We start from the raw sequence: 23,004 nt of genomic DNA, 5'->3' as shown, positions 1-23,004 counted from the left end.
ATGGAATGTCGAAAGCCGGTGCGAGCGCACGCAGTTGCGACTCCCTCTGACTGTCTTTCAATTGGCGCGGATGTTGCTCAGGTGCCCTTGTTGGCCGTGAGTGACTTGTGCAAGGGTGAACCACCTATGTGGGGGGCAAGGGCCGGGTCGCATTCGTCCCGTGGGGAACCGGGGCGGAGGGGCGTCGGCGAATTCGTGCTTCCCACGCCCGCGCCCAAAAGGGATGCCCCGTTCGGCACTTCTTTTCGGCAACGAGAACTTCTGTGAGTCCCATGCCTGTGGGAAGGAATCCGCTCAGTGCCAACCCCCCACCCGCCGCTCCCTCCTTACCCGCCGCCCGGCGGTGCCTCCGGAGAATCCGACGAGGATCTCGCCGCCCGGCTCAGAGGCCGTCCCGACGGCGAGGCCGCCAAGTCCGTGGCGCTCCTCATGGCGCGCCACTGGAAACCGGCGCACGAGTACGCGGTCATCTGCCTCGCCTCCTCGTCCGAGACCGCCTCCATGGTGGCCGCGGCCGCCTTCCACCAGGTCCTGGACCGGCTGGCGCTCGGCGAACCGGCTCTCGCGCTGCGTCCCAGAACCCTCGTGGCCGTGCGGGACACGGTCAGGGAGTGGACGGCCGAGGACCGGATCACCGATGTTCTGCCGGACCTGGTGAAACCGAACGGCGGCCGCGGTATGCGGGCCGCGAAGTCCATGACGCCCGAAAATCGCAAGCTCGCCGAGCGGTCATTCCAGTCCCTTCCCGGACTCGCCCGTTGCCTGCTGTGGCACACCGAGGTGGAGGCGGAGTCGATTGTCGTGCCCGCCGCACTCCTCGGCATGGCGACCGACACCGCGTCGGCGGCCCTCGAACAGGCGCGTGAAAAATTCCGTGAAGGATGTGTACATGCCCATCGGGAACTCGCGCCGACCAAGGATTGCCGCTTCTACAACCGGCTCCTCGACGTTCCGATTCGCCGCGGCGGCGCCCTGCTCCCGGATGTCCAGCAGCATCTCGCGGAGTGCCGCTACTGCCGTTCCGCCGCGGAACAACTGAGCCATTTCGAGGGCGGCCTGGGCGTGCTGATCGCCGAGGCGGTGCTCGGCTGGGGTGCCCGTCGCTATCTCGAACTGCGCGCCGGGCGTACGCCCCGGACGGAGGCCCGCAGCCGGGGCACCGGCCGGCACGGCGCGGAACGCCGCCGCCTCCTCGCGCGCCTACCCACCCCCGGCCGCCGCGCTCCCGGCGAGGGCGGGGGCCTGCGGTCCTCACGGACGCTGCTCACCGGAGTGGGCCTCACCTCCGCCGGCCTCCTCGCGGCCATGCTCGCCGCCGGGTTGTGGTCGCACGACGGCGGCGCCGACCCGGCCGCCTCCACCAGCGCCACCGGCGGCAACACGGCCCCGGGCGCAGACACGCAGACGCCCGGCACCGCCCAGCTGCCCACCGCACCGGCCGTGACCCGGCTGCGCAACGCCGCCGCCGACCTCTGCCTGGACGTCCGGGGCACGGCGAAGGAGGGCGCAGGGACCGAACTGGCGGCCTGCTCGACGGAGCGGACCCAGCAGTGGTCGTACGAGAAGGACGGTCTGCTGCGCAGCGAGGCGGATCCGCAGCTGTGCCTGGACTCGCGCGGGGACGCGGGCGTGGTCATCCTCGGCACCTGCGCGAGGGAGAAGACGAAGCGGGCCGACGACGTGCGCTACGACCTCACCGTGCAGGGGGAGTTACTGCCCCGCTGGGACGAGCAGCTCGCCCTCGCCTCCACCACGGAGGACCCGGGCGCCGACGTCGTCGTGAAGGTCCGCGACCACTCCGACCAGCAGCGCTGGCTGACCGACCCGGTCTCCAGCGCCGGCCCCGGGTCGCTGTCCGTCACCGGGAGCGAGGGCCCGCAGGCCCGGCCCGCGGAGCTCACGGAGCGGATCTAGGAACCAGGGGGGCCTCCGCTCACGGAGGCCTCCCTGCCTCCCTCAGGCGGGGCCCTCCACGAGGTCGTCGGGGCCGACCGTCGCCGGAGTCGCGTGTCCGCAGAGTGCGAGCGTGAGGTCCAGCTCCGCGAGCAGACAGCGGATCACGTGCTCGACGCCCGGCTGTCCGTCCAGGCCGAGGCCGTAGACGTAGGGCCGCCCGAGGAGCACCGCGCGGGCGCCGAGCGCGAGGGCCTTGAAGACGTCGTCCCCGGTGCGGATGCCGCTGTCGAAGAGGACCGTGAGCCGGTCACCGACCGCCTCCACCACCCGCGGCAGCGCGTCGGCCGCCGCCACCGACCCGGCCACCTGGCGGCCGCCGTGGTTGGACACCACGACCCCGTCCATCCCGGCGTCGGCGGCGAGGCGGGCGTCGTCCGGGTGCAGGACGCCCTTGAGGACGATCGGTCCCTCCCAGTTCTCCCGCAGGAGCGCGAGGTCGGGCCAGGTCTTGCCGGGGTCCGCGAACATGCCGACGAAGTGCAGCACGGCCGCGTTGGGATCCTCGTGCACCGGCTTGGCCAGACCCGCCAGGAAGGCCGGGTCGGAGAAGTAGTTGGCGGTGCCCACGCCGTGCAGGAACGGCAGATACGCCTGGTCGAGATCGCGGGGCCGCCAGGACAGCAGCGGAGTGTCCAGGGTGACGACCAGGGCCGTGAACCCGGCGGCCTTGGCCCGGCTCAGGAAGCTCAGCGCCACCTGCGGGTCCTTCGGCCAGTACAGCTGGAACCAGCGCTCGGCGTCCCCCATCGCCTCGGCGACCTGCTCCATCGGCGTGCTGGAGGCGGACGACAGGATGTACGGCACGCCCTGTGCCGCCGCTGCCCGGGCCGCCGCCGACTCCGCGTCCGGGTGCATGATCGACAGGACGCCGACCGGCGCCAGCGCCAGCGGGGCGGGCAGGGCACGCCCCAACACCTCGACGGACAGGTCGCGTTCGTGGACGTCCCGGAGCATGCGCGGGACGATCCGGCGCCGCTCCAGAGCCACCCGGTTCGCCCGCGCCGTACTGCCGTCACCCGCACCGCCCGCCACATAGCCCACGGGCCCGGGGCCGAGGCGCTGCTCGGTGAGCTCCTCCAGGCGGGTCAGGTCGGTGGGCAGCCGGGGCACAGCGCCCGACATCCCGCTCAGGTAGATCTCGTACTGGAAGTCCGCCCAGTGCTTGGCCATCCGTCCGAACCGCCTCTCGTCGTCGGGTGCGCCGACGATATCCGCGGGCGGGCGCTGGTCAGGAGGGGAGGGGCGAGGCCGAGACGGACTCGGCGAGGATCCGGGCCAGTTCCCGGGGCCGGGAGAACATCGGCCAGTGGCCGGTGTCCATCTCGACCAGTTCCCAGCGCTGGCTCTTGAGCAGCTCGGCCACGACGGGCATCGGCTCCTCGTCGTCGAGGAGGCACTTGATGTAGGTCGCCGGAAGCTCGCCCAGGGGACGCGTGAGGACGGCGGGCTCGGTGAGCGTCGCGCCCGGGTGCGGGGACGAGCGGTCGATGATCCGGGCGATCTGCTCGTCCGTCAGGCCCTGGCCGGCGAAGTGCTCCGGGCCCACCGGCAGCCAGAAGCCGTCGTTCTCCTCGATCGCCTTGCGGACGTGGTCGCTCGGCCATCCCGACAGGAACGACTCCCCGTCGACGGGCACACTGGAGTCCACGAACACCACCCGCGCGAGCCGGTCGCCGATCCTCTCGGCGGCCTGTCCCACAGGTATGCCGGCGTAGCTGTGCCCGACCAGCACGACCTCGCGCAGGTCCAGCCGCTCCACCTCGTCGACGATGTCCCGCACATGTGTCTGCTGTCCCGCGGGCACGCCCCGCTTCTCGGCGAGGCCCGACAACGTCAGCGGACGGGGTTCGTGCCCGGCCGCGCTCAGCTCGGCCGCGACCTCGTCCCACGCCGACGCTCCGAGCCTCGCGCCCGCCACCAGTACGAAGTTGGTCATGCCCGCAATGTAGCCGAGGGCACCGAAAGGCCCGCGGCAGCGTCAGGAACAGCACCGCGGACACCCACCACGCGGTCATGCCCCGCCGGTTCCAGCCGTGCGGTCATCCGTCCTCCGGGTCCCCGGTGGAGGGATCTGCCACCCCCTCGGTGTCCGGCCCCCGCTCCCGCACCCGCTGGACGTGTTCCAGGGAGTCCCGCAGCTCGGCGAGCCAGTCGTCGGTGTGCCGCTGGACCAGCCGGACGCACCAGGCGAGGGCATCGCTGCGGCTGCGGGCGACCCCGCCGGCGATCAGGGTGTCCAGGACCTGGCGCTCGGGCTGGCGCAGCCGGGTCATGACGGGCGCCGCCACATGCGTGAACAGAGCACGCTCGCCGTCGCACTCCACGCCCCAGGACACCTTCCGCCGGAACTTGTGCTCGGCCTCGCCGGCGACCTCGATGCGCTCCTCCCGGGTGCGCTCCCGGAACTCCTGGATCCTGCCCTGTACCGCCGCCTCCCGCTCGGCGGCCGAGACGTCCTCGGCGAGCCGGGGGCCGGGGATGCGGCCGATCACGGTGATCTCCTCGCGGTCGACGACCACCTCGACCAGGGCCTCGAAGAGGCCGTCGGGCAACCGGCCGGTGAACCAGCCGCGCAGCTTCTCTCGTTGCTCGTCAGTAATCATGTAATGACGATTACTCCGTTGCTCCGGGAATGCAAGAGGTGGTGACGGTGTGCGCTGACGGCTGAAGCGGAATGTTTCAGGCCTATTGCCCAGGCGGGGTTTTCAGGCCATCCGGCCGGATCGGGCGATCAAGAACCGCCCGGTTGAGGGGCTCAGCTGTTCGGATGATGTGACTTCACGCCACTGATTCAACACGCAAGGTTACTGAAAGCTGTGGGGTCGATGTGAAGTTCGGGCCAGGACTCGGCAGACTCACGCTCGCCGCTCCGGCACCGACCGAGTCGGAGGGCACACCCTCGAATCCAGCGGAAGGATGCACACAATGCGGAACACCGCGCGCTGGGCAGCGACCCTCGGCCTCACGGCCACCGCCGTCTGCGGACCCCTGACCGGGGCCGCCCTCGCCGAACCGGCCGCCGCCTCGGGCCTCTACGCTCCCTCGGCCCTCGTGCTCACCCTCGGCCACGGTGACAGTGCCGCCACTGTCACCCCGGAACGTGCCGTGACCCTGACCTGCGCCCCGACCTCCTCGGGCACCCATCCGGCAGCGCCCCTGGCCTGCGCCGAACTGCGGACCGTGGGAGGGGACTTCGACGCACTGGGGGCCAGATCCGACGCTCTGTGCACCAGGGAGTACGACCCCGTGGTGGTCACGGTCGACGGCGTATGGCGGGGCAAGCGCGTCTCCTACGAACGCACCTTCGCCAACGAGTGCGTGAAGAGCTCCTACGGGACGAGCGTCTTCGCGTTCTGAGAGACCGGGGTCGCGTGGTGCCCGTGACCTGCCCGAGGGGCCCGCAGTTGGGGAGTGCCGCCCCTCTCACGGAACCCCGTGATCCCGCACCGAGGGCCGGCGGACGGAGTGGGGCCGTCCGCCGGACCCTCGGGTCACGCCTTCTCCGGGAACTCCGGGAACTCGAGGAGTGGTGGGAAGCGGCGCCACAGGCCGGAGGCGCGCAGCAGCCGGTGCAGTCGCGGACAGTCGGTGACCACGCGCAGCCGCCCGCCTCGCTCTCGCGCCCGGGACTCGGCGCGGCACAGCACCCGCAGGCCCGAGCAGTCGAAGAACTCCACCTGCCGCAGATCGACCAGCACATCGGGCCGACCGGTCGCGGTCGCCGCGTCCAGGTGCTCCGAGAGGAAGCCCGCCGTCGCGAGGTCGATCTCGCCGGCGGCCTCCACCACCGTGCAGCCGCCGTCCAACCGGGTGCGGGCATACGGGTTCGCCGCGGGCGTTTCGGGAGCGCGGTCGTCGGACTCCGGCGTCATGGCCGCTCCACCTCGGCGAGGGACGCATTCGATCTCGGTAGTTACCCCGCAGCGGCGTGGAGCATCCATCCAGTGCGGTCCGCAAGATCTGGTTCACTCGGCCCGGTGAATTTTTCTCAATTGCATTGACTTCTTGTCTAAGAGCGGGTCCGCTCCCGATGGCTGGTGTCGCACCACGGGTAGCGACGACTGCGCCGGCAGGTGCACAGGGCCACCCGGAAGCGGTCGGAGACGACGGTGCTGCCGTCCTCCAGTTCCACTTCCACGGGGCCCTCCACGAGCAGCGGCCCCCGGTGCTGGACCCGGATGCGACGCGGTCGGTCGGAGTCAGAGGGGGAGTTCGGCACGGACGACCACCAGCTCTTCCTTTTCGTCGTGGGCGGCGTCGGCGGGCAGCAGACCGTGCTCGCGGAGCCATTCCTCCCGGGTACGCAGCACCGGTCCGAACGCGATGCGGCGACGGCGGGTCACGGCGGCCTTGAGGCCTGCCGCGCGCAGATGCCCCACCGTCCGTCCGGAGTCGCTCAGTTCGGAGTGCACGATCAGCAGCACCCCTCCGGGGCGCAGCAGGGCGGGTGCCTCACGGCAGACGCGGTCCAGCACGAACCGCCCGTCGTGGCCCGCGTCCCAGGCCCGCGCCCTTCCGCGCGGCGGCCGGACGCCCGTCGGCGCCGGCACGTACGGCGGATTGGTCAGGATGAGGTCGAACGACTGGTCCCGCACAGGGTGGAAGAGGTTCCCGCGCCGGACCCGGACCGCTGCGCCGGTCAGCCAGGCGTTCGCCCGGGCCGTGCACACCGCCCGCCATGACACGTCGACCGCGGTGACCCGGCTGCCCCGGCGCGCCGCTTCGAGAGCGAGGGCACCGGTCCCGGTGCCCACGTCCAGTACATGCGCCCCCGGTGGCAGCGGTTCTTCGGACAGAGCCCCGGCCAGCAGCTCGGTGTCCTCCTGAGGGACGTAGACACCGGGAAGGGTCAGAGGGGGAATCAGTGATCTCACGCTGCCCCAGTACCCCGACATTCAGGAAATATGGTGAATTTCGGAAAGCGTGGGTGTGCGCAGTGACGAGCGTCCGGCCGTCCAGTCGCGCAGCAGGCGCTCGCCGAGACGGTCCTCGACATGTCCGGTGACGTCGATACCGAAGGCGACGTCGGGGGCGAGGTGCGGTTCCTCGGCCAGCAGACCACCGATGACCTCGTGGCGTACGACCTGTTCGTGGACGGCGTCGGCCTCGACGTGCTCGTCGTAGAAGTGCTCGGCGGCCGGTCCCGCGCCGGTGCGGCGCATCGCCTCGGCGAGGCGCCGGGAGCCGGGCGAGGAGGTGATCTCGACCGCTGCGAAGTGGCCCACGAGAGCTCCGCGCAGGCTGCGGTGCAGGCCCAGCAGGGACATGAGGTTCACCGTCGCGAGCATCTCCGCACAGGCCGCCTCCAGGTAATACCCGTAGGTGGTGTCAAGGCCCAGGTCCGTCATCAGCTCGGCGAACAGGCGGGCGTGGACGCGGTCGGGGCGGCCACCGCCGAACTCGTCGAACTCCACCGCCGCCATGCCCGCCTTGGCCCGGCCCCACAGCCGCGGCAGCACCCACGCGTGCGGGTCGGCCTCCTTGAGGTGGTAGAGCGAGCGCTGGGCCGCGTACTCGCGTACGTGCCACAGTTCGCCTTCCTTGCTCAGGAAATGGCTGACTCCGGTGCCGTCGACCGGCTCCACGAGAAGCCCGGCGAGCGCGTCCTCGACGCTGTCGTGGACCGGGGTGTCCGTGCGCAGGGCGGAAAGGAAGCGGTGCTCCAGGACCGCCCTGGTGCGCAGCAGCCCGGGGTCCCACTCGTGGTGCGAGGAGACGCCCGAGAAGCCGCGGTAGTGCAGTTCGTAGCAGATGTAGAGGGCGAGCTGGAGGTCGTCGCCGTACACGTCCGCGCCCGCGACGGTCTCGTGACGCGGCAGCGGTCCGGCGCCGAGGAGATACTCCTGCACGGCGGCGGAGACCGGGCCCCGGGCCGGCGGCAGCGGAGGTTCTTGGCGATCGTGATCCATTCGCCCCGGGTACCCGTGAAGCGGGAGGTCACCCGCCTGCCCGGGTCACTCGCCCTCGGACTCCTCCTGGGCCCGGGTGCTGGGGGTGGTGGCGTCTGCTGCCTCACCCCTGTGCCCGCGCTTTCCGTCGGGGTCCTGGACGCGCTTCTCGGCGTCCTCGAACTCGTGCAGGACCTCGTCCAGGGCGGTGTCCGGCTTCTGCTTCTTCTCCGGCACGGCTGTCTCCTCTTCCTTCCTTCTCTTCGTTCAGGTCGTGGCGGTCGCGATGCGCAGGGGGACCGGCTCCGGGGGAGAGGTGTGCTCCTCGTTGCGGCGGGCGATCTCGGCCCACCAGGAGGCGCCGTCCTCGATGTGCCGCAGCAGTACCCCCTCGCGGATCGCCCAGGGGCAGATGGTGACGGTCCTGACGCCGGTGAGTTTCATCGCCGTGTGCCCGACCACCGCACCGGCCAGGCTCTGCGCGGCGCGCGGCGCGGAGATGCCGGGCAGTTCGGACCGCCGCGCGGCCGGGAGGGCGGCCAGAGCCTCGATGGCCTCCCGCAGATCGGCGCGGTGCATCCGCCGCTCCACGAACGGCCCGCGCCGGCCGGGCGGGGTTCCGCACAGCCGCCCCAGCTGCTCGAAGGTGCGCGAGGTGGCCACCGCGGTGCGCGGTCCCTCCCAGCGGATCCGCGACGCCACGTCCCGCAGTTGGTGGCGCACCTTGCGGCGCAGTGCCCGCACCGCCTCCAGGGGCGGCGGGTCCTGTCCCTCGAAGAACTCATGGGTCAGCCGGCCCGCGCCCAGCGGCAGCGAGGCCACGTAGTCCGGCAACCGGCCGCGTCCGAAGGCGACTTCGAGCGACCCGCCGCCGATGTCGAACAGTGCGAGCGGCCCCGAGCGCCAGCCCATCCAGCGCCGCGCCCCGAGGAAGGTGAGCTCCGCCTCCACCTCGCCCGGCAGGGTGTACAGCCCGATGCCGGTCCGCGTACGGACGGTGCGCAGCACCTCCTGGCGGTTCGGCGCGGACCGTACGACGGCGGTCGCGAAGGCGAGGGGACCGGCCGCACCCCACTTGGCGGCGGTACGGCTCGCCCCTTCCACCGCCTCCACCAGCCGCTCCACGGCCTCCTCGGGCACCGGGCCCCCCGGCCGTACATGATCGGAGAGTCTCAGTCGCCACTTCGCCGTGTGCACCGGCAGTGGCACCCCGCCCTCGGCGTCCGCCACCACGAGCCGGACGGTGTTCGATCCCACATCCACCACGCTTATCCGCATGGCCCTGGGGGTACCCACGGACGACCGCCTCCAACGCCAGACGTCCGGTCGGGGCGTCGCTCTCGGCCACCGGCCCGGCACACCGTGTCGATGCCGCCCGTACGCGCGCACACCGCGAGAGGGGCCGCCGTCTCCCTGCTGACGGCGGCCCCTCGGACCAAGCGGCTCCTGCTGCGGTTGCTACATGTGGACGACGGGTGCGGCGTCCGGGTCCTGCTCCGGCACTCCGCGCCGGAAGAGCAGGAAGGTGATCAGCGCGCCGACGGCGAAGAGGCCGGCCGACCACCAGAAGGCGGTGGTGTAGCTCTCGATCGTCGCCCCGGCCTGGACCAGCTTGTTCGTCGGGTCCTTGCCGACCAGGTAGTCGGTGGCGGCGCTCGCGGCCAGCGTGTTCAGCAGCGCGGTGCCGATCGAACCGCCCACCTGCTGCATGGCGTTGACGGTGGCCGAGGCCACTCCGGCGTCCTCGGCCGCGACCCCGCCGGTGGCCAGCTGCATGGCCGGCGGCATGACCAGACCCAGACCGAAGCCGGTCACGATCAGCTGCGGCAGTACGGCGGACAGGTAGCTGGAGCCGACGCCGATCCCGGTCAGCCAGGCCATGCCGACCGCGGCGACCGCGAAGCCCAGCGGGATGACCAGCTTCGGTCCGATCCGGGGGACCAGCTTCGTGGTGCTGACCTGGGCCGCCACCATCAGGGCGGCGACCATCGGCAGGAACGCCACGCCCGTCCTGGTCGGGCTGAAGCCCAGGTTCAGCTGGAGGTAGTAGGTGAGGAAGAGGAAGACACCGAACATGCCGCCGCCGGAGATCAGCACGGCCAGGAACGAGGCCGCCCGGTTGCGGTCCAGCAGGATGCGCAGGGGCAGCAGCGGGTGCGCGGCACGGGTCTGCCACCAGGTGAAGGCGGCCAGCAGCGCGCCGCCCGCGACCAGGAAGCCCCAGGTCTCGGGAGAACTCCAGTCGTGCGTCTCGGCGTTGGAGAAGCCGTACACCAGGGAGAAGAGACCGGCGGCGACCAGCAGCGTGCCGGGCACGTCCAGCTTGGAGTTCGCGGCGTCACGGTGGTTGTGCAGCAGCAGCCAGCCGCCCGCGAAGGCGACGACGGCGATGACGACGTTGACGTACAGCGTCCAGCGCCAGTCGAGCGCGTCGGTGAGGACGCCGCCGAGCAGCAGACCCACCGCACCTCCGGCACCGGCGATGGCGCCGTACACGCTGAACGCCCGGGCCCGCTCGCGGGCGTCGGTGAAGGTCGTGTTGAGCAGGGACAGCGCGGCCGGCGCGAGGAGCGCGCCGAAGGCTCCCTGCAGGGCGCGGGCGGTGACCAGCATCTCGAAGTTGGTGGCGGCACCGCCGAGCGCGGAGACGGCCGCGAAGCCGGCGACACCGACGAGGAAGGCCGTCTTGCGGCCGAAGAGGTCGGCTATCCGCCCGCCGAGCAGGAGCAGGGAGGCGAAGGCCAGCGCGTAGGCCGTGACGATCCACTGCCGGTTGCCGTCGGAGAAACCGAGGTCGGCCTGGGCCGAGGGCAGGGCGATGTTCACGATGGTGGCGTCCAGGACCACCATCAGCTGGGCGAGCGCGACGACGGCGAGAATCCACCATCGCTTGGCCGAAGCGGCGGCCGGCGCCTCGACGGCGCCCTCCTGCCCGCCCTCGGTCAGAGTCTTCTGGGACATGGACAACTCCAGGGAAAGTCGGCCGGACTCTTCCGGCTCATAAACGAAACCGTTTCGTACACCTGGAGGTTAAACCACTTCGAGCGAAACGGCAACGTTTCGCTGGGGAAGGAGGGCTGGCGCGCGCCTTCACTGCGACCGCCTTTTATTCCTTGACTGGAATATAACTGTCGAGGCATATTGGAGTCATGTCCGACGCCCTGCTCTGGACCGCCCTCGCCGACCCCCACCGCCGGGCCATCGTCGCGCTGCTCCTGGAGCGGCCGCGGCCCGTCGGGGAGATCGTGGAGGCGTGCGGACTGAGCCAGCCGAGCACGTCCAAGCATCTGAAGGTGCTCAGGGAAGCGGGTCTGGTCCGGGTACGGCAGGACGCGCAGCGCCGCGTCTACGCCCTGGACCCGGACCCCATCGCCGAGCTGGACGCCTGGCTGGCGCCGTACCGCAAACTCTGGAACACCAGCCTCGACGCGCTCGGCGACCGCCTGGACGAAACGGCGTCGGACCTCCCCGAGGAACCCGCCCCGAAGGACTGATCCCCCATGGCCGCAGACCTCACCGGCACCTATCTGACCCTGGATGACGGCCGCCCGGCCGTCCGCTTCAGCCGTACCTACGACCACCCCGTCGCGCGCGTGTGGCAGTTCGTGACCGATGCCGACGAGCTCGCCCACTGGTTCCCGTCCCGCGCCGAGATCGAGCTGCGGCCCGGCGGCACGATCAAGTTCAGCGGCGACCCGCACATGGAGGACTCCACGGGCCGGGTCATCGCTCTCGACGAGCCACGGCACCTCTCCTTCGAGTGGGGCGGCGACGAGCTGCACTTCGACCTGGAGCCGCTCGACGGGAAGCGGACGCGCCTCACGCTCACCAACGTGCTGAGCGCCGCCGACACCGCCGCCCGCAACGGCGCCGGCTGGGACGTGTGCCTCGCCGCCCTCGACGCGCGGGCCCACGGCCGGCGCGTCGAAGAGCCGCAGTGGAAGGAGCTCTACCAGGCGTACGTCGACGCCGGCGTCCCCTCCGGCGCACCGGTCCCCGGCATGGACTGACCGGGGACGGACCGACCCCTCACGCCATCTGCCGCCGCACCAGCTCGTGCAGCCGGCCGCCCGTGTCCGCGAGGAGCTGCGCGGGCGGCCCCTGCTGGGCGACCTTGCCGTTCTCCATCACGATCACCCGGTCGGCGTCCAGCACCGTCGACAGCCGGTGCGCGATGACGATCCGAGTGGCGTTGAGGGCCTTGGTGGACTCGATGACCGTGCGCTGGGTGTCGTTGTCCAGGGCGCTGGTCGCCTCGTCGAAGAAGAGGATCCGCGGCCGCCGGATCAACGCCTGGGCGATCATGAGCCGTTGGCGCTGGCCTCCGGAGATCGCCCCGCTGCCCGAGACGATGGTGTGCAGCCCCATCGGCATCCGCTGGATGTCCTCCGCCAGCCCCGCCATCGCGGCCGCCGCCATCGCCTCCTCGGGCGTGTAGGGCTCGGTGCCGCAGATGACGTCCAGGATGGAACCGGTGAACGGCTGGGCGTGCTGGAGGACGACACCGCACTGCCGGCGCACCGCCGACTGGTCGAGGGCGGCCAGGTCCTGGCCGTCGTAGAGGACACTCCCGGAGACCGGCCGGTCGAAGCCGATCAGCAGCCGGAGCAGGGTCGACTTGCCGCAGCCGCTCGGGCCGACGATCGCCACGAACTCACCCGGCCGGATCTCGAAGGACACGTCGTCCAGGATCAGCGGACCGTCCTCGGAGTAGCGGAAGGAGAGCCTGCGGGCCTCCATCGCGCCGGTCAGCGGCCCCGGCCGGGTGCTCGCGGTGCGCACCTCCGGCTGCGCCTCCAGCACCGGCCTGATCTCCTCGAACAACGGCAGCGCGGCCACCGCCGAGACGAAGGCGCCGGTCAGCTGGGTCACCGCGGTCAGCAGCATCGTCACCGAGGTGTTGAAGGTGAGGAACTCGGCCGCCGACATCGACCCGCGCGCCGGGCCCGCTAGCAGCATGAACATCAGCAGGGTGCACAGCGGCAGATAGACCGAGCCCATCACCGACGTGAGGTTCTTGATCCGGCCGACCTTCTGCTGGAGCTCGCGGCTGCGGGCGAACTCCGAGGCCCAGGCCGCGTACGCGTAGTTCTCCGCGGCCGCGACCCTCAGCTTGGGCAGACCGCGCAGGGTCTGGAAGGCCTGGTTGTTCAGCTTGTTGCTGAGGACGACCAGCCGCCGCTGCCAGCGCACCTGCCAGAGCCCGAGGCCGAGGAAGCCGGCGGCGATGACGACCAGCATGCCGATCGCCGCCATCGCCATCGGGACGCTGTACCAGAACAGCAGGCCCAGGTTCATCGCGCCGACGGTCACCGACTGGGCGACGGTGGGGCCGATGCCCGCCATCATCCGGCGGATCGAGCTGATGCCCATGGCCTGGCTGGCCAGTTCGCCGGTCGAGCGCTCGGCGAAGAACTTCGTCGGCAGCCTCAGCAGCCGGTCCCAGACGGCCGGTTGGAGGGTCGCCTCGATACGGCCCTCCAGACGGAGCATGGTGAGGTTCTGCAGCAGCATGAAGGCCGCCGTCACCACCCCGCTGACCATCACGGCCAGACACACCTGCACGATCAGATCGGTCTGGGCCTTCGGCACGAACTCGCCGAGCACCTTGCCGGTCGCGATGGGGACCAACGCGCCGATCGCCACCGTCACCAGACCGCTGAGCAGCAGGTTCGTGACATCGCCGCCCGTGCCGCGCATGCTGAACCGCAGCAGCCCGAGCGGGCTGAGCTTCCGGTCGGGCAGCGGGCGGTAGAACATCACCGCGCGCGGCTCGAACTCCTCCGCGTTGTCCTTCTCGATCGGCGTCTCGCGTCCCGTCGCCGGATGCACGGCCACATAGCCGCCGCGCCGCCACAGCAGCGCGACCGGCGCACCCGACAGCGCCCGATGGCCCACCAGCGGGCCTACGTTGTCACGCCACCAGCTGCCGTCCAGGCGCACCGACCTGATCCGGACGCGGGAGGCGAGGGCGATCCGTTCGACCGGATCGAGACGGTCGCTCTCGGTGCCGCTGTGCGCGTTCTCGGCGAGCGGGATCCCGGCCGCGTCGGCGGCCAGCTTGCAGGCCGCGTAACTCGCGTCCGCGTCGGCCGTCGTCGCGCGCTGCTTCGACTTGCCGATGGACGCCAGCAAGGTCCGGTCGGCCTGGGCGCGCACGGCCTCACCCGCCTTGATACCGGCGGCCGTCCGGGTCTCGTGGGTGCGCTCCAGCTGCTCGATCCAGCGGTCCAGCGTGCTCAGCAGCCGGTACTGCTGGTCGACCATGGACTGCCAGACCGCCGGGTCCATCAGCAGGTCGGCGGCCGCCTCGGCGCCGTAGAGCGAGCCGTACTGCACGCTGCCCGGCGGCACCTGCATCCAGAACACGTCGTCGTCGGTCGGGGCGGCGGCCCGCTCGTCGGCCATCGGCGCCTGGAAGAGGATGGACAGGCTCCGGCCCACCCCGAGCGCGAGGGCGTACTCCAGCGGGCTCGTCGTCGGCGGCACGTACTGGGGGTTGCCGTACTCGTCGTACGACCACGTCTGGGTGTTGGCGGGCTCGTACAGCTCGCGCAGGCCGATGCGGTGCACCACGCAGTCCCTGAGGGGCCGCGCCACCAGGGTGTGCTGCGGCCCCGCCACCGGCCCGAGCAGCAGCGCGCCCGGCTCCAGACGGCCCAGGTGGTGCCAGTGGCCCTGCTGTCCGGCGTCGACCGCGAACAGGTCCACCGCGCCCGACACGACCAGCCACAACACCTGCGGCCCTTCGAGATCGATACGGCTGAAACCGGCACAGTCGACCCGCGTGCCCATCTGCCCGAGCGCGTTGAGGACGAGGTCACCGTCTTGGGGGGAGGTGATGTCTGGGGAGGTCATGTCACCGCTCCTTGACCAGCGCCGCGTACGCGCCACCGCGCGCCACCAGCTCCTCGTGCCGCCCGCGTTCCACGATCGTGCCGTGTTGCAGTACGACGATCTCGTCGCTGTCGCGCACGGTGCTGAGCCGGTGCGCGATCACCACACAGGCGCAGCCGCGCTTGCGCAGGTTGTCCATGACGACCAGCTCGGTCTCCGCGTCCAGCGCGCTGGTCACCTCGTCGAGGACCAGGATGCTGGGTCGGCGCACCAACGCCCGTGCGATCTCCAGGCGTTGGCGCTGCCCACCGGAGAAGTTGCGGCCGTCCTGCTCGACCCTGCTGTGGATGCCGCCCGGGCGGCGCATCACCACGTCGTACAGGGCCGCGTCCCGCAGCGCGTCCACCACGGCGTCGTCCGGGATCGACGGGTCCCACAGCGCCACGTTGTCGCGGACCGAGCCCTCGAAGAGGAAGACGTCCTGGTCGACGAAGGACACCGAGGACGCGAGCGCGCCGCGCGGAATGTCGTCCAGGCGCTGTCCGTCGATGCGGATCACGCCCTCCCACGGCGTGTACAGCCCCGAGATCAGCCGGGAGACGGTCGACTTGCCGCTGCCGGAGCCGCCGACCAGCGCCACCTGCTGGCCGGGTCCGACGGTCAGGTCGAAGCCGGTCAGCAGGGGCTTGTCGAGCGGGTTGTAGCCGAAGGTGATGTTCTGCAGCTCGACATGGCCGTGCAGCCTGCGGGTGGAGTCGCCGGCGCCGGGGCGCCCGTAGAGCGGGTCGGCCTTGAAGTTCTCCACGTCCTTCAGCCGGGCCACGTCCGCCGCGAAGTCCTGGATGCGGCCGGCCACGCCGTTCAGGCGGGTGATCGGCGCGGTGAAGCGGGTGACCAGTGCCTGGAAGGCGACCAGCAGACCGACGGAGATACCGCCCTCGATCGCCCGCATGCCGCCGATCCAGAGGATGAGGGCGCTGTTGAAGGTGGCCAGCATCGGGGCGACCACGCCCAGCCAGGCGCTCGGCACCCCCAGCCGCTGCTGCTCCTCCAACGTGGTGGCGTGCTGCCCGGCCCACTTGCGGAAGTAGCCGTCCTCGCCGCCGGTCGCCTTCATCGTCTCGATCAACTGCAGACCGGTGTAGGCGGTGTTGGTGAGCCGGGCGCTGTCGGCGCGCAGCTTCGCCGTACGCGTCGCGCGCAGTCGGATGACGACCCGCATGGCCACCACGTTCAGCAGGGCCACACCGATACCGACATAGGTGAGCTGGGGATCGTAGGTGTAGAGCAGGATCGCGTAGAGGACGACGACCACGGCGTCGACGCCCGCCGCCGCGAGGTCACGGGCCAGGGTCTCGGCCACCTGGTCGTTGGACTGCAGGCGCTGCACCAGGTCGGCCGGGCTGCGCTGGGAGAAGAACGTCACCGGAAGGCGCAGCAGATGGCGCAGGAAGCGGGCGCTGGACAGCGTCGAGGAGATGATGCGGCCGTGCAGCAGATTCGCCTGCTGGAGCCAGGTCAGGGCGAGGGTGAGGGCCACGCAGGCCCCCATCGACGCGAACAGCACGCCGAGCAGCGAGGTCTGCCCCCCGATCAGGAACATGTCGATGTAGGTGCGGCTCAGCGCGGGAGTGGCCGCGCCGACCAGCACCAGCAGCAGGCTCGCCAGCACCGCCGTCGGCATGGTGCCCGCGGTGCCGCGCAGCCGGGCCGGCATCGCGCCGAGAACACCCGGCTTGCGGCCGCCCCTGGTGAAGCCCTCGCCGGGCTCCATCACCAGCACGACGCCGGTGAAGCTGCCGTCGAAGTCCTCCATCGGGACGAAACGGCGGCCCTTGCCGGGGTCGTTGATGTAGACACCGCGGCGGCCGAAGCGGCGGCCCATGCCGTCGTAGACGACGTAGTGGTTGAACTCCCAGAACAGCACCGCCGGCGTCTTCACCTCGGCGAGTGCGGCCGTGTCCATCTGCATGCCCTTGGCGGTCAGGCCGTAACTGCGGGCCGCCTTGAGGAGATTGCTGGCGCGCGAGCCGTCCCGGGAGACACCGCAGGCGATGCGCAGCTCCTCCAGCGGCACGTGCTTGCCGTAGTGGCCGAGCACCATCGCGAGGGAGGCCGCGCCACATTCCACGGCCTCCATCTGGAGGACGGTGGGCGTACGGACCGTCTTCGACTTCCCCTTGGGGACCGGGCGCTTGGGCGGGGCGGAACGGCGCCTGCTCCGGGTGTCCTGTGCGGTGCTCACGGCAGCAGCCAATCGACGGGACGCTGATCGGCCAGCCGGATCGAACCCGAGGCCACGGTCATGGAGGTGAGGGTGAACGGCGGGCCCTCGGCGGAGGACCACCGGTAACCGCTCTTCGTGCCCTTGGACTTGTCCAGCCTCACGAGTACGGCGACCGGCCGGCCGTCCTTGGTGAACTGCTCGCCGAGCTGGCTGTCCCCGAGGAACGCGGCGATCTGCTGCGCCGACTGGGCCGAGCGGTCCACCGACTTCACATGGCCGCGCAGCACGCCGTACTCCTGGGTGGGCACCGAGGAGACGGTGAGGTCCACGGCGGCGTTCCCGGGGATGGAGGCCGCGTTCTCGGCGGGCACATAGACCGTGGCGTACATCGGATCGGAGGCGTGGGCGACCTTCTCCACGGCGGCGACGTTCGCGCCGGTCGAGATGATCTGCCCGATGGTGGCCGCCAGAGCGGTGAGCCGGCCCGCGGCGACCGTGCGGACGACGGAGTCGCCCTCGGTCGTACGGACCTTCAGTACGGGGGAGTTGGCGGGCAGCTGGGTGCCCTCCTTGGCGATCACCTGCGTGACCTGGCCCGCGACCGGGCTCTGCAGGATGTAACTGCCCTGCCCGTGCGTGAGGATGGCGGGCGCGCTCACCGTGGAGGCCACCGAGCCGGTCACCGCCCACACGGCGGCGGCGGCCATCACGACCACCGTCACGGACATCACCAGCCAGCCCTGCGGACGGGCGAAGCGCACCGGAAGGTCGAGCTCCTCCGGTGACTGAAGCTTGGCGAGGGCCTGTTGGCGGAACTGCACGGGTCTTCCCTCACCTGCGAAAGCTGAGACTGCTGCCAATGAGAAAGGACCGACTCGCGCGAGCCGGCCGGATTACGGCACCCAAGAGTCCCGGAACCGCCGGTTTGCGGCTCCGGGACGGGTCGACCACAAGATAGTGATCAGATCACAAAAAGGTGATCAGAGACCGGCGACCAGGCCGGTGACCGCGCCGGTGTTCAGGCCGGTCGCACCCTCGACCGTGCCGACGACCGTGTTGACCAGGCCGGAAACCGGGGCAACGCCGTCCACCAGGCCGGTGACGGTGCCGAGGGCGTTGAGCTGCAGGCCGCCGGAGACGTTGTCGAGGTCGGCGTCCGAGATCTCGACGGTCTCAACCTGGGGGGTGGAGTTCATGATGGAACTTCCCTTCGTATGGGTATTTCACAAGGGGGGAGCGGCCCCCTCTGGGGACAGATGACGGCCGCAATCGCATGGCGCCGGATCCCGTTTCCGGGAACCCCGGCGGCCTTGCAGTGCGATGGATCAAAGCACGCGGCAGCTCCGCCCTTCCAATTAACCACCCGTCTCACCAGGGCACTTGAGTCACAGAAGCCTCCATCCGTGCAGGCTTGCGCACGCCTTGGTGCCGACTTCTTCACAGGTGATGTTGCGGCGGCGTGAAGGGGCCCTTGTCGTCGTCGTGGCGAATGCGACACTCCTCGCCAATGACATGGGCGCCGGACCGCGCTTGTGCAGAACTCACGCTCCGAGTGACTTGGTTGCGCATTCGATGTGCAGATTCCTGGAAGAGAGGATTCGGGGCGCTGTTCACAACGGACCGTCGCTGACCGTTTGCTGAGCGTGTCAGCCCAGAAGGGCGTAGACCGTGCTCGCGCGGGCCGCGAGGTCACCCGTCGCGGATTCGGTCATCGTGATGTCGGCGAACGCCATGCGGCGGCCCAGCTTGGTGACGACCGCCTTGATCAGGACATCCGAACCGGACACCGCCCGCTGGAAGCTGGTGGACTGCTGCACCGTCGTCATCGGTCCGTAGGCGCCTCTGGCCGCCGAGACGGCGATCACGGTGGCGGTGTCGGCTGCGGCCATCAGGGCCTGGCCCGACAAGGCGCCACCCTCCCTCGCCAACCGCTGTGACCAGGGGAGTCGCAGGACCGCATGGTCGTCGCCGAGCGTCTCGACCGACAGGCCGAGGTCGAGGACCCAAGGGGCGAAGTTGTCGGCGAGGAGCTTGTCGGCTTCGGCGGGCGTCATCGTCATATGGGGGATTGTTCCCGCCCGCGGGCCGCCCGGCACGTCCCGTGGCCGGATCGGCGTGGCAATCGGGGCGTAAAGAAACGGCATTGAACGCACCGCGTGCACCGTGCGTACCCATGGCCATCCAGGCGCCCCGAACAACCAACTGCCATAGGGCGGTTACAGACTCCGGTCCCCCAGGAGGTCGAGAAGTTTGAGTCACAAGCGAATTCCGAAGCGCAAGGCCGCGTTCGCGGCAGGCACCGTAGTGGCGCTCGGAGCTGCCGCGATTCTGCTGCCCAACGCCAACGCGTCCCAGGACGGTTCGTCGAATGACGCGGCGGCCATCGCGCCGAAGACTCTGAAGGCGACGGACGCCTCGGACCTCGCCTCGCAGCTCGAGGAGTTGCTCGGCGACGCCTTCGCCGGTTCCTACTACGACTCCGACAGCCAGCAGCTCGTCGTGAACGTCATATCCGGTGACAACAACAACGTCGTCGTGCAGGCGAAGAAGGCCGGTGCGAAGGTCCGCGAGGTCGACAACAGCCTCACCGAACTGGCGGTCGGCGCGAAGACCCTGAAGGAGGAGGCGACCATCCCGGGCACGTCCTGGGCGGTCGACCCGCGCACCAACAAGATCCTCGTGACCGCCGACAGCACGGTCACCGGCGACAAGTGGAACACCATCGAGTCGACCGTGAAGAGCCTCGGCTCCGACATGGCGACCATCAAGAAGTCGGCCGGCACCTTCAAGACCTTCGTGTCCGGCGGTGACGCGATCTTCGGCGGCGGCGCCCGCTGCTCGCTCGGCTTCAACGTCACCGCGGGCGACGGCAGCCCCGCCTTCCTGACCGCAGGTCACTGCGGGGTCGCGGCCGAGCAGTGGGCGGACGCCGAGGACGGTCAGCCCATCGCCACCGTCGACCAGGCCACCTTCCCCGGCGACGGCGACTTCGCCCTGGTCAAGTACGACGACCCGGCGACCGAGGCACCCAGCGAGGTCAACGTCGGCGGCGGTCAGACCGTCGCGATCAGCCAGGCCGCGGACGCCGAGGTGGGCCTCCAGGTCTTCCGGATGGGCAGCACCACGGGCCTCGCCGACGGCCAGGTCCTCGGACTCGACGCCACGGTCAACTACCCGGAGGGCACCGTCACGGGGCTCATCCAGACCGACGTCTGCGCCGAACCCGGCGACAGCGGCGGTTCGCTGTTCACCCAGGACGGCTCGGCGATCGGTCTGACCTCCGGCGGCAGCGGCGACTGCACCGCCGGCGGCGAGACCTTCTTCCAGCCGGTGACCACCGCCCTGACGGCGGTCGGCGCCACGCTCGGCGCGGGTGACGCGGCCGGCGGCGCGGGTGCGGGCGACGAGCAGGCCGGCGGCGAGGAGGCCGGCGCTGGTGCCGGTGACGAGGCTGGTGCCGGTGGCGAGGCGGGCGCCGGTGGCGACGCCGGGGCCGGTGCGGGCGAGGAGGCCGGTGCCGGTGGCGACGCAAGCGCGAGCCCCGGTGAGGAGGTCGGCGCCGGTCAGGAAGTCGGCGGCGAGGAGGCCGGCGGTGACGTGATCGGCGGCGAGGAGGCCGGCAACGGCGCGGGCGATGCGGCGGGCGATGCCGCCGGCGATGCCGCGGGCCAGGCGCACAACTGACCCCGTCCGACACCACACCGTGAACCGGCCGCGTCGGCAGCGGACCCCCCCACCCTCCGCTGCCGACGCCGGCCCGCACGACCACCTCCCGGCCACACCGCGGTTCCGGCCCGGGAGGTGCAACGGTCCGGCCCTCCGGCGGGAGGGCCGGACCGGCGTGTTTCCACGGGATCGGGCCGTCGGCTCTCCGCCCGGGTCAGTCGCCGGCCCGCAGCAACAGCAACGCCACGTCGTCGATCCGCTCCCGCGCGGCCGCGCTGCGCCGGACGAGTTCGTCGGCCAGCTCCTCGAGCGGACGGTCACCGGCCTCGGCGAGTTGCCGTCCCAGATCGGCGAGCGCGTCCTCGATGTCGACACCGGGGGACTCGATCAGGCCGTCGGTGTAGAGGGCGAGGACGGAACCGGGCGCGAGGTCCACCTCCGTCGTCGGGTAGACGGCCGAGCCGTCGATGCCCAGCAGCGGGCCCCCGGCCAGGTCCAGCACCCGCACCCGGCCGTCCGGCCGCCTGAGCAGCGGCGGCGGATGCCCGGCCCGGGCCATGACGGCCCGGCCCCGCCGCGGATCGAGCCGCAGATACAGGCAGCTCGCGAACAGCTCGGCGCCGAGGTCGATCAGCAGCCGGTTCGTCGAGCGCATGACCTCCGCCGGTGTGTGGCCGACGGTCGTGTACGCCCGTACCGCCGTCCGGATCTGCCCCATCAGCCCGGCCGCCGTCACGTTGTGTCCCTGCACGTCCCCGATCACCGCCGCGGCCACCCCGTCCACCGGCACCAGGTCGTAGAAGTCGCCGCCGATGTCCATGCCCTGCGTGGCCGGCAGATAGCGGGCCGCCGCGTCGATGCCGGGCAGCGAAGGCAGGCCGTGCGGCAGCAGGGCCGCCTGCAGGCCGTGCGCCAACTGGTGCTTCGCGTCGTACAGGACGGCCCGCTCCAGGGCCTGCGCGATCAGCCCGCCGAGACTCGTCAGCACCGCCCGCTCGTCCGCGGGGAAGGGGTGCCGTTCGGTGTAGGCCAGTACACAGGTGCCCACCGGGCGCCCGGAGGCGATCAGCGGCAGATAGGCCCAGGCCTCGAACCCGTCGGGGGTGGCGTGCCGCCTCGGGTACAGGCGCTCCAACTGCTCCCGGGAGTCGAAGAACGCCGGCACCCCGGTGGTCAGGGCGTGCGTACCCGGCGTCGGTTCCGTCAGTGGCAGCCCGTCGAACCGCTCCACGACCCGCGCGTCCGCATACCCGCGATGCCCGAGCACGCGCAGCCGCCCCGCCCGTGAGCCGAGCACGACCAGTGCCTGGCTCCCCACCGCCGGGGCGATCTCGTCCGCCACCAGCTGCACCACGTCCTGCACACCCACCGCCTCGGTCAGCGCCCCGGCCAGGCTCAGCAGCTGCGAGATCGTGACCAGCCGGGGCGGCGAGTCGCCGGGCTGCGGACCGGACCGGTTCATCTCCGTCACCGCCCGGGCCCGGCTGACCCGGACGCTCAGCCCGGTCGTGCTCGGGTACAGCCGGAACGACAGCCAGTCCCCGGGCGGCCGCAGCGCCACGAACGACGTGCTGTGCTGGCTGAGCAGCGCGGCCCGGTAACGGTCCTCGTAGACCGGATCGTTGAGCCAGGGCACCGCCGCCCACAGCTGCGAGCCCAGCAACTGGGAGACCGGGACACCGATCAGCTCGGCCGCCGCGTCGTTGGCGAAGGAGATCCGCCCGTGCAGATCGAGCGAACACAGGCCGTACGGCAGTCTCGCCACCATCCGTGCCGCCTCCACCGTGCCCAGCGTCCCGGCCGGGCTTCCGACGTGGGCCGCGGCCAGCAGATCCGGTTCGGCGTGCGGCGACAGGTTGTCCTCCACCGCCCGCTCCAACCGCATCGCGAGCCGCCCGCAGGCCGCGACCAGGTGCTCCCGCTCCCGGTCGGACAGGTCCGGCGGGTGCGAACCGGGCCAGGTCACGAAGACGGCGCCGTACACCTTGGACGAGGTCGCCACCGGCACTGCGGCCAGCGCGAAGGGATACGGCAGCACCACGGCGATCCGCGGATAGCGGCGCGCCATCTCGTGCTCGCCGCCCACCCACACCAGCCGCCGCTCCCGCGCCGCCTCCGCGACCGGGATCGGCGCGCTGAGCCCCACCCGCTCCCAGGGCGCCGCGAACGCCCGTGGCAGGCCCGCCATCACCGCCATCTCCAGTACGGGTTCGTCGGCGGCCAGGAGATACACCGCGCCGGAGTGAGCGTGCACCTCGTCCATCATCGACGCCAGCGCGAGGGAGAGCAGCGGCCGTCCCACGCGGGTCCGTGCGCTCGCCGGAGCCTGGGCGGACCTGTGCCCGTCGGACACGCCGACCACCTCCTCGCACGGGCGCGTCCCGGAAGGGGAGCGGACCGCTGTCGCGTGCCGGGCCCCCCAAGGATCAA

Annotated in this window: 21 protein-coding genes; 5 read left to right on the top strand and 16 right to left on the bottom strand. The window is 71.2% G+C overall.

Translation table 11 applies throughout. The features are described 5' to 3' along the window. Positions 1 to 297 precede the first annotated feature (297 nt). On the top strand, positions 298 to 1,914 hold the full coding sequence (locus tag M2157_RS06470) for a ricin-type beta-trefoil lectin domain protein (RefSeq protein ID WP_280864702.1): 1,617 nt from the start codon (positions 298 to 300) through the stop codon (positions 1,912 to 1,914). 42 nt (positions 1,915 to 1,956) lie between these two features. On the opposite strand, the gene M2157_RS06465 is transcribed toward M2157_RS06470, so the two are convergent. The 3 genes from M2157_RS06465 to M2157_RS06455 form a co-directional block, all read right to left on the bottom strand. Beyond that, positions 1,957 to 3,126, bottom strand: coding sequence for a lactate 2-monooxygenase (locus tag M2157_RS06465; RefSeq protein WP_280864700.1), 1,170 nt, complete (start codon positions 3,124 to 3,126; stop codon positions 1,957 to 1,959). Between the two features lie 58 nt (positions 3,127 to 3,184). Next, a complete protein-coding gene (locus M2157_RS06460; protein ID WP_280864698.1) occupies positions 3,185 to 3,892 on the bottom strand; it encodes an alpha/beta hydrolase in 708 nt (235 codons plus the stop codon). A 103-nt stretch (positions 3,893 to 3,995) separates the two neighbouring features. Then, positions 3,996 to 4,559, bottom strand: a complete 564-nt coding sequence (locus M2157_RS06455; protein ID WP_280864697.1) for a hypothetical protein — start codon at positions 4,557 to 4,559, stop codon at positions 3,996 to 3,998. A gap of 322 nt (positions 4,560 to 4,881) precedes the next feature. Between M2157_RS06455 and M2157_RS06450 the strand changes: the two genes are divergently transcribed. Beyond that, entirely contained in the window at positions 4,882 to 5,313 is a 432-nt protein-coding gene (locus tag M2157_RS06450; protein WP_280860820.1) for a protease inhibitor, read from the top strand. A 134-nt stretch (positions 5,314 to 5,447) separates the two neighbouring features. Here the strand turns inward: M2157_RS06450 and M2157_RS06445 are convergent, their stop codons facing one another. The 7 genes from M2157_RS06445 to M2157_RS06415 form a co-directional block, all read right to left on the bottom strand. Then, positions 5,448 to 5,828, bottom strand: coding sequence for an STAS domain-containing protein (locus tag M2157_RS06445; RefSeq protein WP_280860819.1), 381 nt, complete (start codon positions 5,826 to 5,828; stop codon positions 5,448 to 5,450). Between the two features lie 137 nt (positions 5,829 to 5,965). Further along, positions 5,966 to 6,175 (bottom strand): CDGSH iron-sulfur domain-containing protein, encoded by a 210-nt coding sequence (locus tag M2157_RS06440; RefSeq protein WP_059204229.1) that lies wholly within the window; start codon positions 6,173 to 6,175, stop codon positions 5,966 to 5,968. Beyond that, positions 6,156 to 6,851, bottom strand: a complete 696-nt coding sequence (locus M2157_RS06435; protein ID WP_280864696.1) for a HemK2/MTQ2 family protein methyltransferase — start codon at positions 6,849 to 6,851, stop codon at positions 6,156 to 6,158. The genes M2157_RS06440 and M2157_RS06435 overlap by 20 nt, the downstream gene beginning before the upstream one ends. After that, the gene (locus tag M2157_RS06430) at positions 6,852 to 7,865 is read right to left on the bottom strand and encodes an iron-containing redox enzyme family protein (protein WP_280860817.1); all 1,014 of its coding nucleotides are present in this window, start codon (positions 7,863 to 7,865) and stop codon (positions 6,852 to 6,854) included. Between the two features lie 45 nt (positions 7,866 to 7,910). After that, entirely contained in the window at positions 7,911 to 8,081 is a 171-nt protein-coding gene (locus M2157_RS06425; protein WP_280860816.1) for a hypothetical protein, read from the bottom strand. Positions 8,082 to 8,111: 30 nt separating this feature from the next. Continuing rightward, positions 8,112 to 9,122: a Ppx/GppA family phosphatase gene (locus M2157_RS06420; RefSeq protein ID WP_280860814.1), complete on the bottom strand. Its 1,011-nt coding sequence runs from the start codon at positions 9,120 to 9,122 to the stop codon at positions 8,112 to 8,114. Positions 9,123 to 9,302: 180 nt separating this feature from the next. Continuing rightward, complete coding sequence (locus M2157_RS06415) at positions 9,303 to 10,805, bottom strand: MFS transporter (RefSeq protein ID WP_280864694.1); 1,503 nt, start codon at positions 10,803 to 10,805, stop codon at positions 9,303 to 9,305. A 188-nt stretch (positions 10,806 to 10,993) separates the two neighbouring features. Here M2157_RS06415 and M2157_RS06410 point away from each other — a divergent pair, with 188 nt between their 5' ends. Next, positions 10,994 to 11,338, top strand: coding sequence for a metalloregulator ArsR/SmtB family transcription factor (locus tag M2157_RS06410; RefSeq protein ID WP_280860812.1), 345 nt, complete (start codon positions 10,994 to 10,996; stop codon positions 11,336 to 11,338). A gap of 6 nt (positions 11,339 to 11,344) precedes the next feature. Then, entirely contained in the window at positions 11,345 to 11,854 is a 510-nt protein-coding gene (locus tag M2157_RS06405) for an SRPBCC family protein (protein ID WP_280860811.1), read from the top strand. Between the two features lie 19 nt (positions 11,855 to 11,873). Here M2157_RS06405 and M2157_RS06400 read toward each other — a convergent pair whose 3' ends face one another. The 5 genes from M2157_RS06400 to M2157_RS06380 form a co-directional block, all read right to left on the bottom strand. Then, positions 11,874 to 14,687, bottom strand: a complete 2,814-nt coding sequence (locus tag M2157_RS06400) for an NHLP bacteriocin export ABC transporter permease/ATPase subunit (protein ID WP_280868172.1) — start codon at positions 14,685 to 14,687, stop codon at positions 11,874 to 11,876. Between the two features lie 16 nt (positions 14,688 to 14,703). Then, complete coding sequence (locus M2157_RS06395) at positions 14,704 to 16,926, bottom strand: NHLP family bacteriocin export ABC transporter peptidase/permease/ATPase subunit (protein ID WP_280860810.1); 2,223 nt, start codon at positions 16,924 to 16,926, stop codon at positions 14,704 to 14,706. Beyond that, positions 16,923 to 17,729, bottom strand: a complete 807-nt coding sequence (locus M2157_RS06390) for an HlyD family efflux transporter periplasmic adaptor subunit (protein ID WP_280864693.1) — start codon at positions 17,727 to 17,729, stop codon at positions 16,923 to 16,925. Before M2157_RS06390 ends, M2157_RS06395 begins: the two co-directional genes overlap by 4 nt. Before the next feature lie 159 nt (positions 17,730 to 17,888). Then, positions 17,889 to 18,104 (bottom strand): hypothetical protein, encoded by a 216-nt coding sequence (locus M2157_RS06385; protein WP_057612991.1) that lies wholly within the window; start codon positions 18,102 to 18,104, stop codon positions 17,889 to 17,891. 450 nt (positions 18,105 to 18,554) lie between these two features. After that, positions 18,555 to 18,968 carry a PaaI family thioesterase gene (locus M2157_RS06380; RefSeq protein ID WP_280860808.1) on the bottom strand — a complete coding sequence of 138 codons (414 nt, stop codon included), beginning with the start codon at positions 18,966 to 18,968 and terminating at the stop codon, positions 18,555 to 18,557. 190 nt (positions 18,969 to 19,158) lie between these two features. Here M2157_RS06380 and M2157_RS06375 point away from each other — a divergent pair, with 190 nt between their 5' ends. Beyond that, positions 19,159 to 20,592, top strand: coding sequence for a S1 family peptidase (locus M2157_RS06375; protein WP_280864692.1), 1,434 nt, complete (start codon positions 19,159 to 19,161; stop codon positions 20,590 to 20,592). Between the two features lie 196 nt (positions 20,593 to 20,788). On the opposite strand, the gene M2157_RS06370 is transcribed toward M2157_RS06375, so the two are convergent. Next, positions 20,789 to 22,936: a SpoIIE family protein phosphatase gene (locus M2157_RS06370; protein WP_280864691.1), complete on the bottom strand. Its 2,148-nt coding sequence runs from the start codon at positions 22,934 to 22,936 to the stop codon at positions 20,789 to 20,791. Positions 22,937 to 23,004: the final 68 nt, after the last annotated feature.

It is taken from the genome of Streptomyces sp. SAI-127 (assembly GCF_029894425.1).
GTDB lineage: Bacteria > Actinomycetota > Actinomycetes > Streptomycetales > Streptomycetaceae > Streptomyces.
Note: the sequence above shows the minus strand (reverse complement) of the source record. Positions and strands in the feature narration are given on the sequence as shown.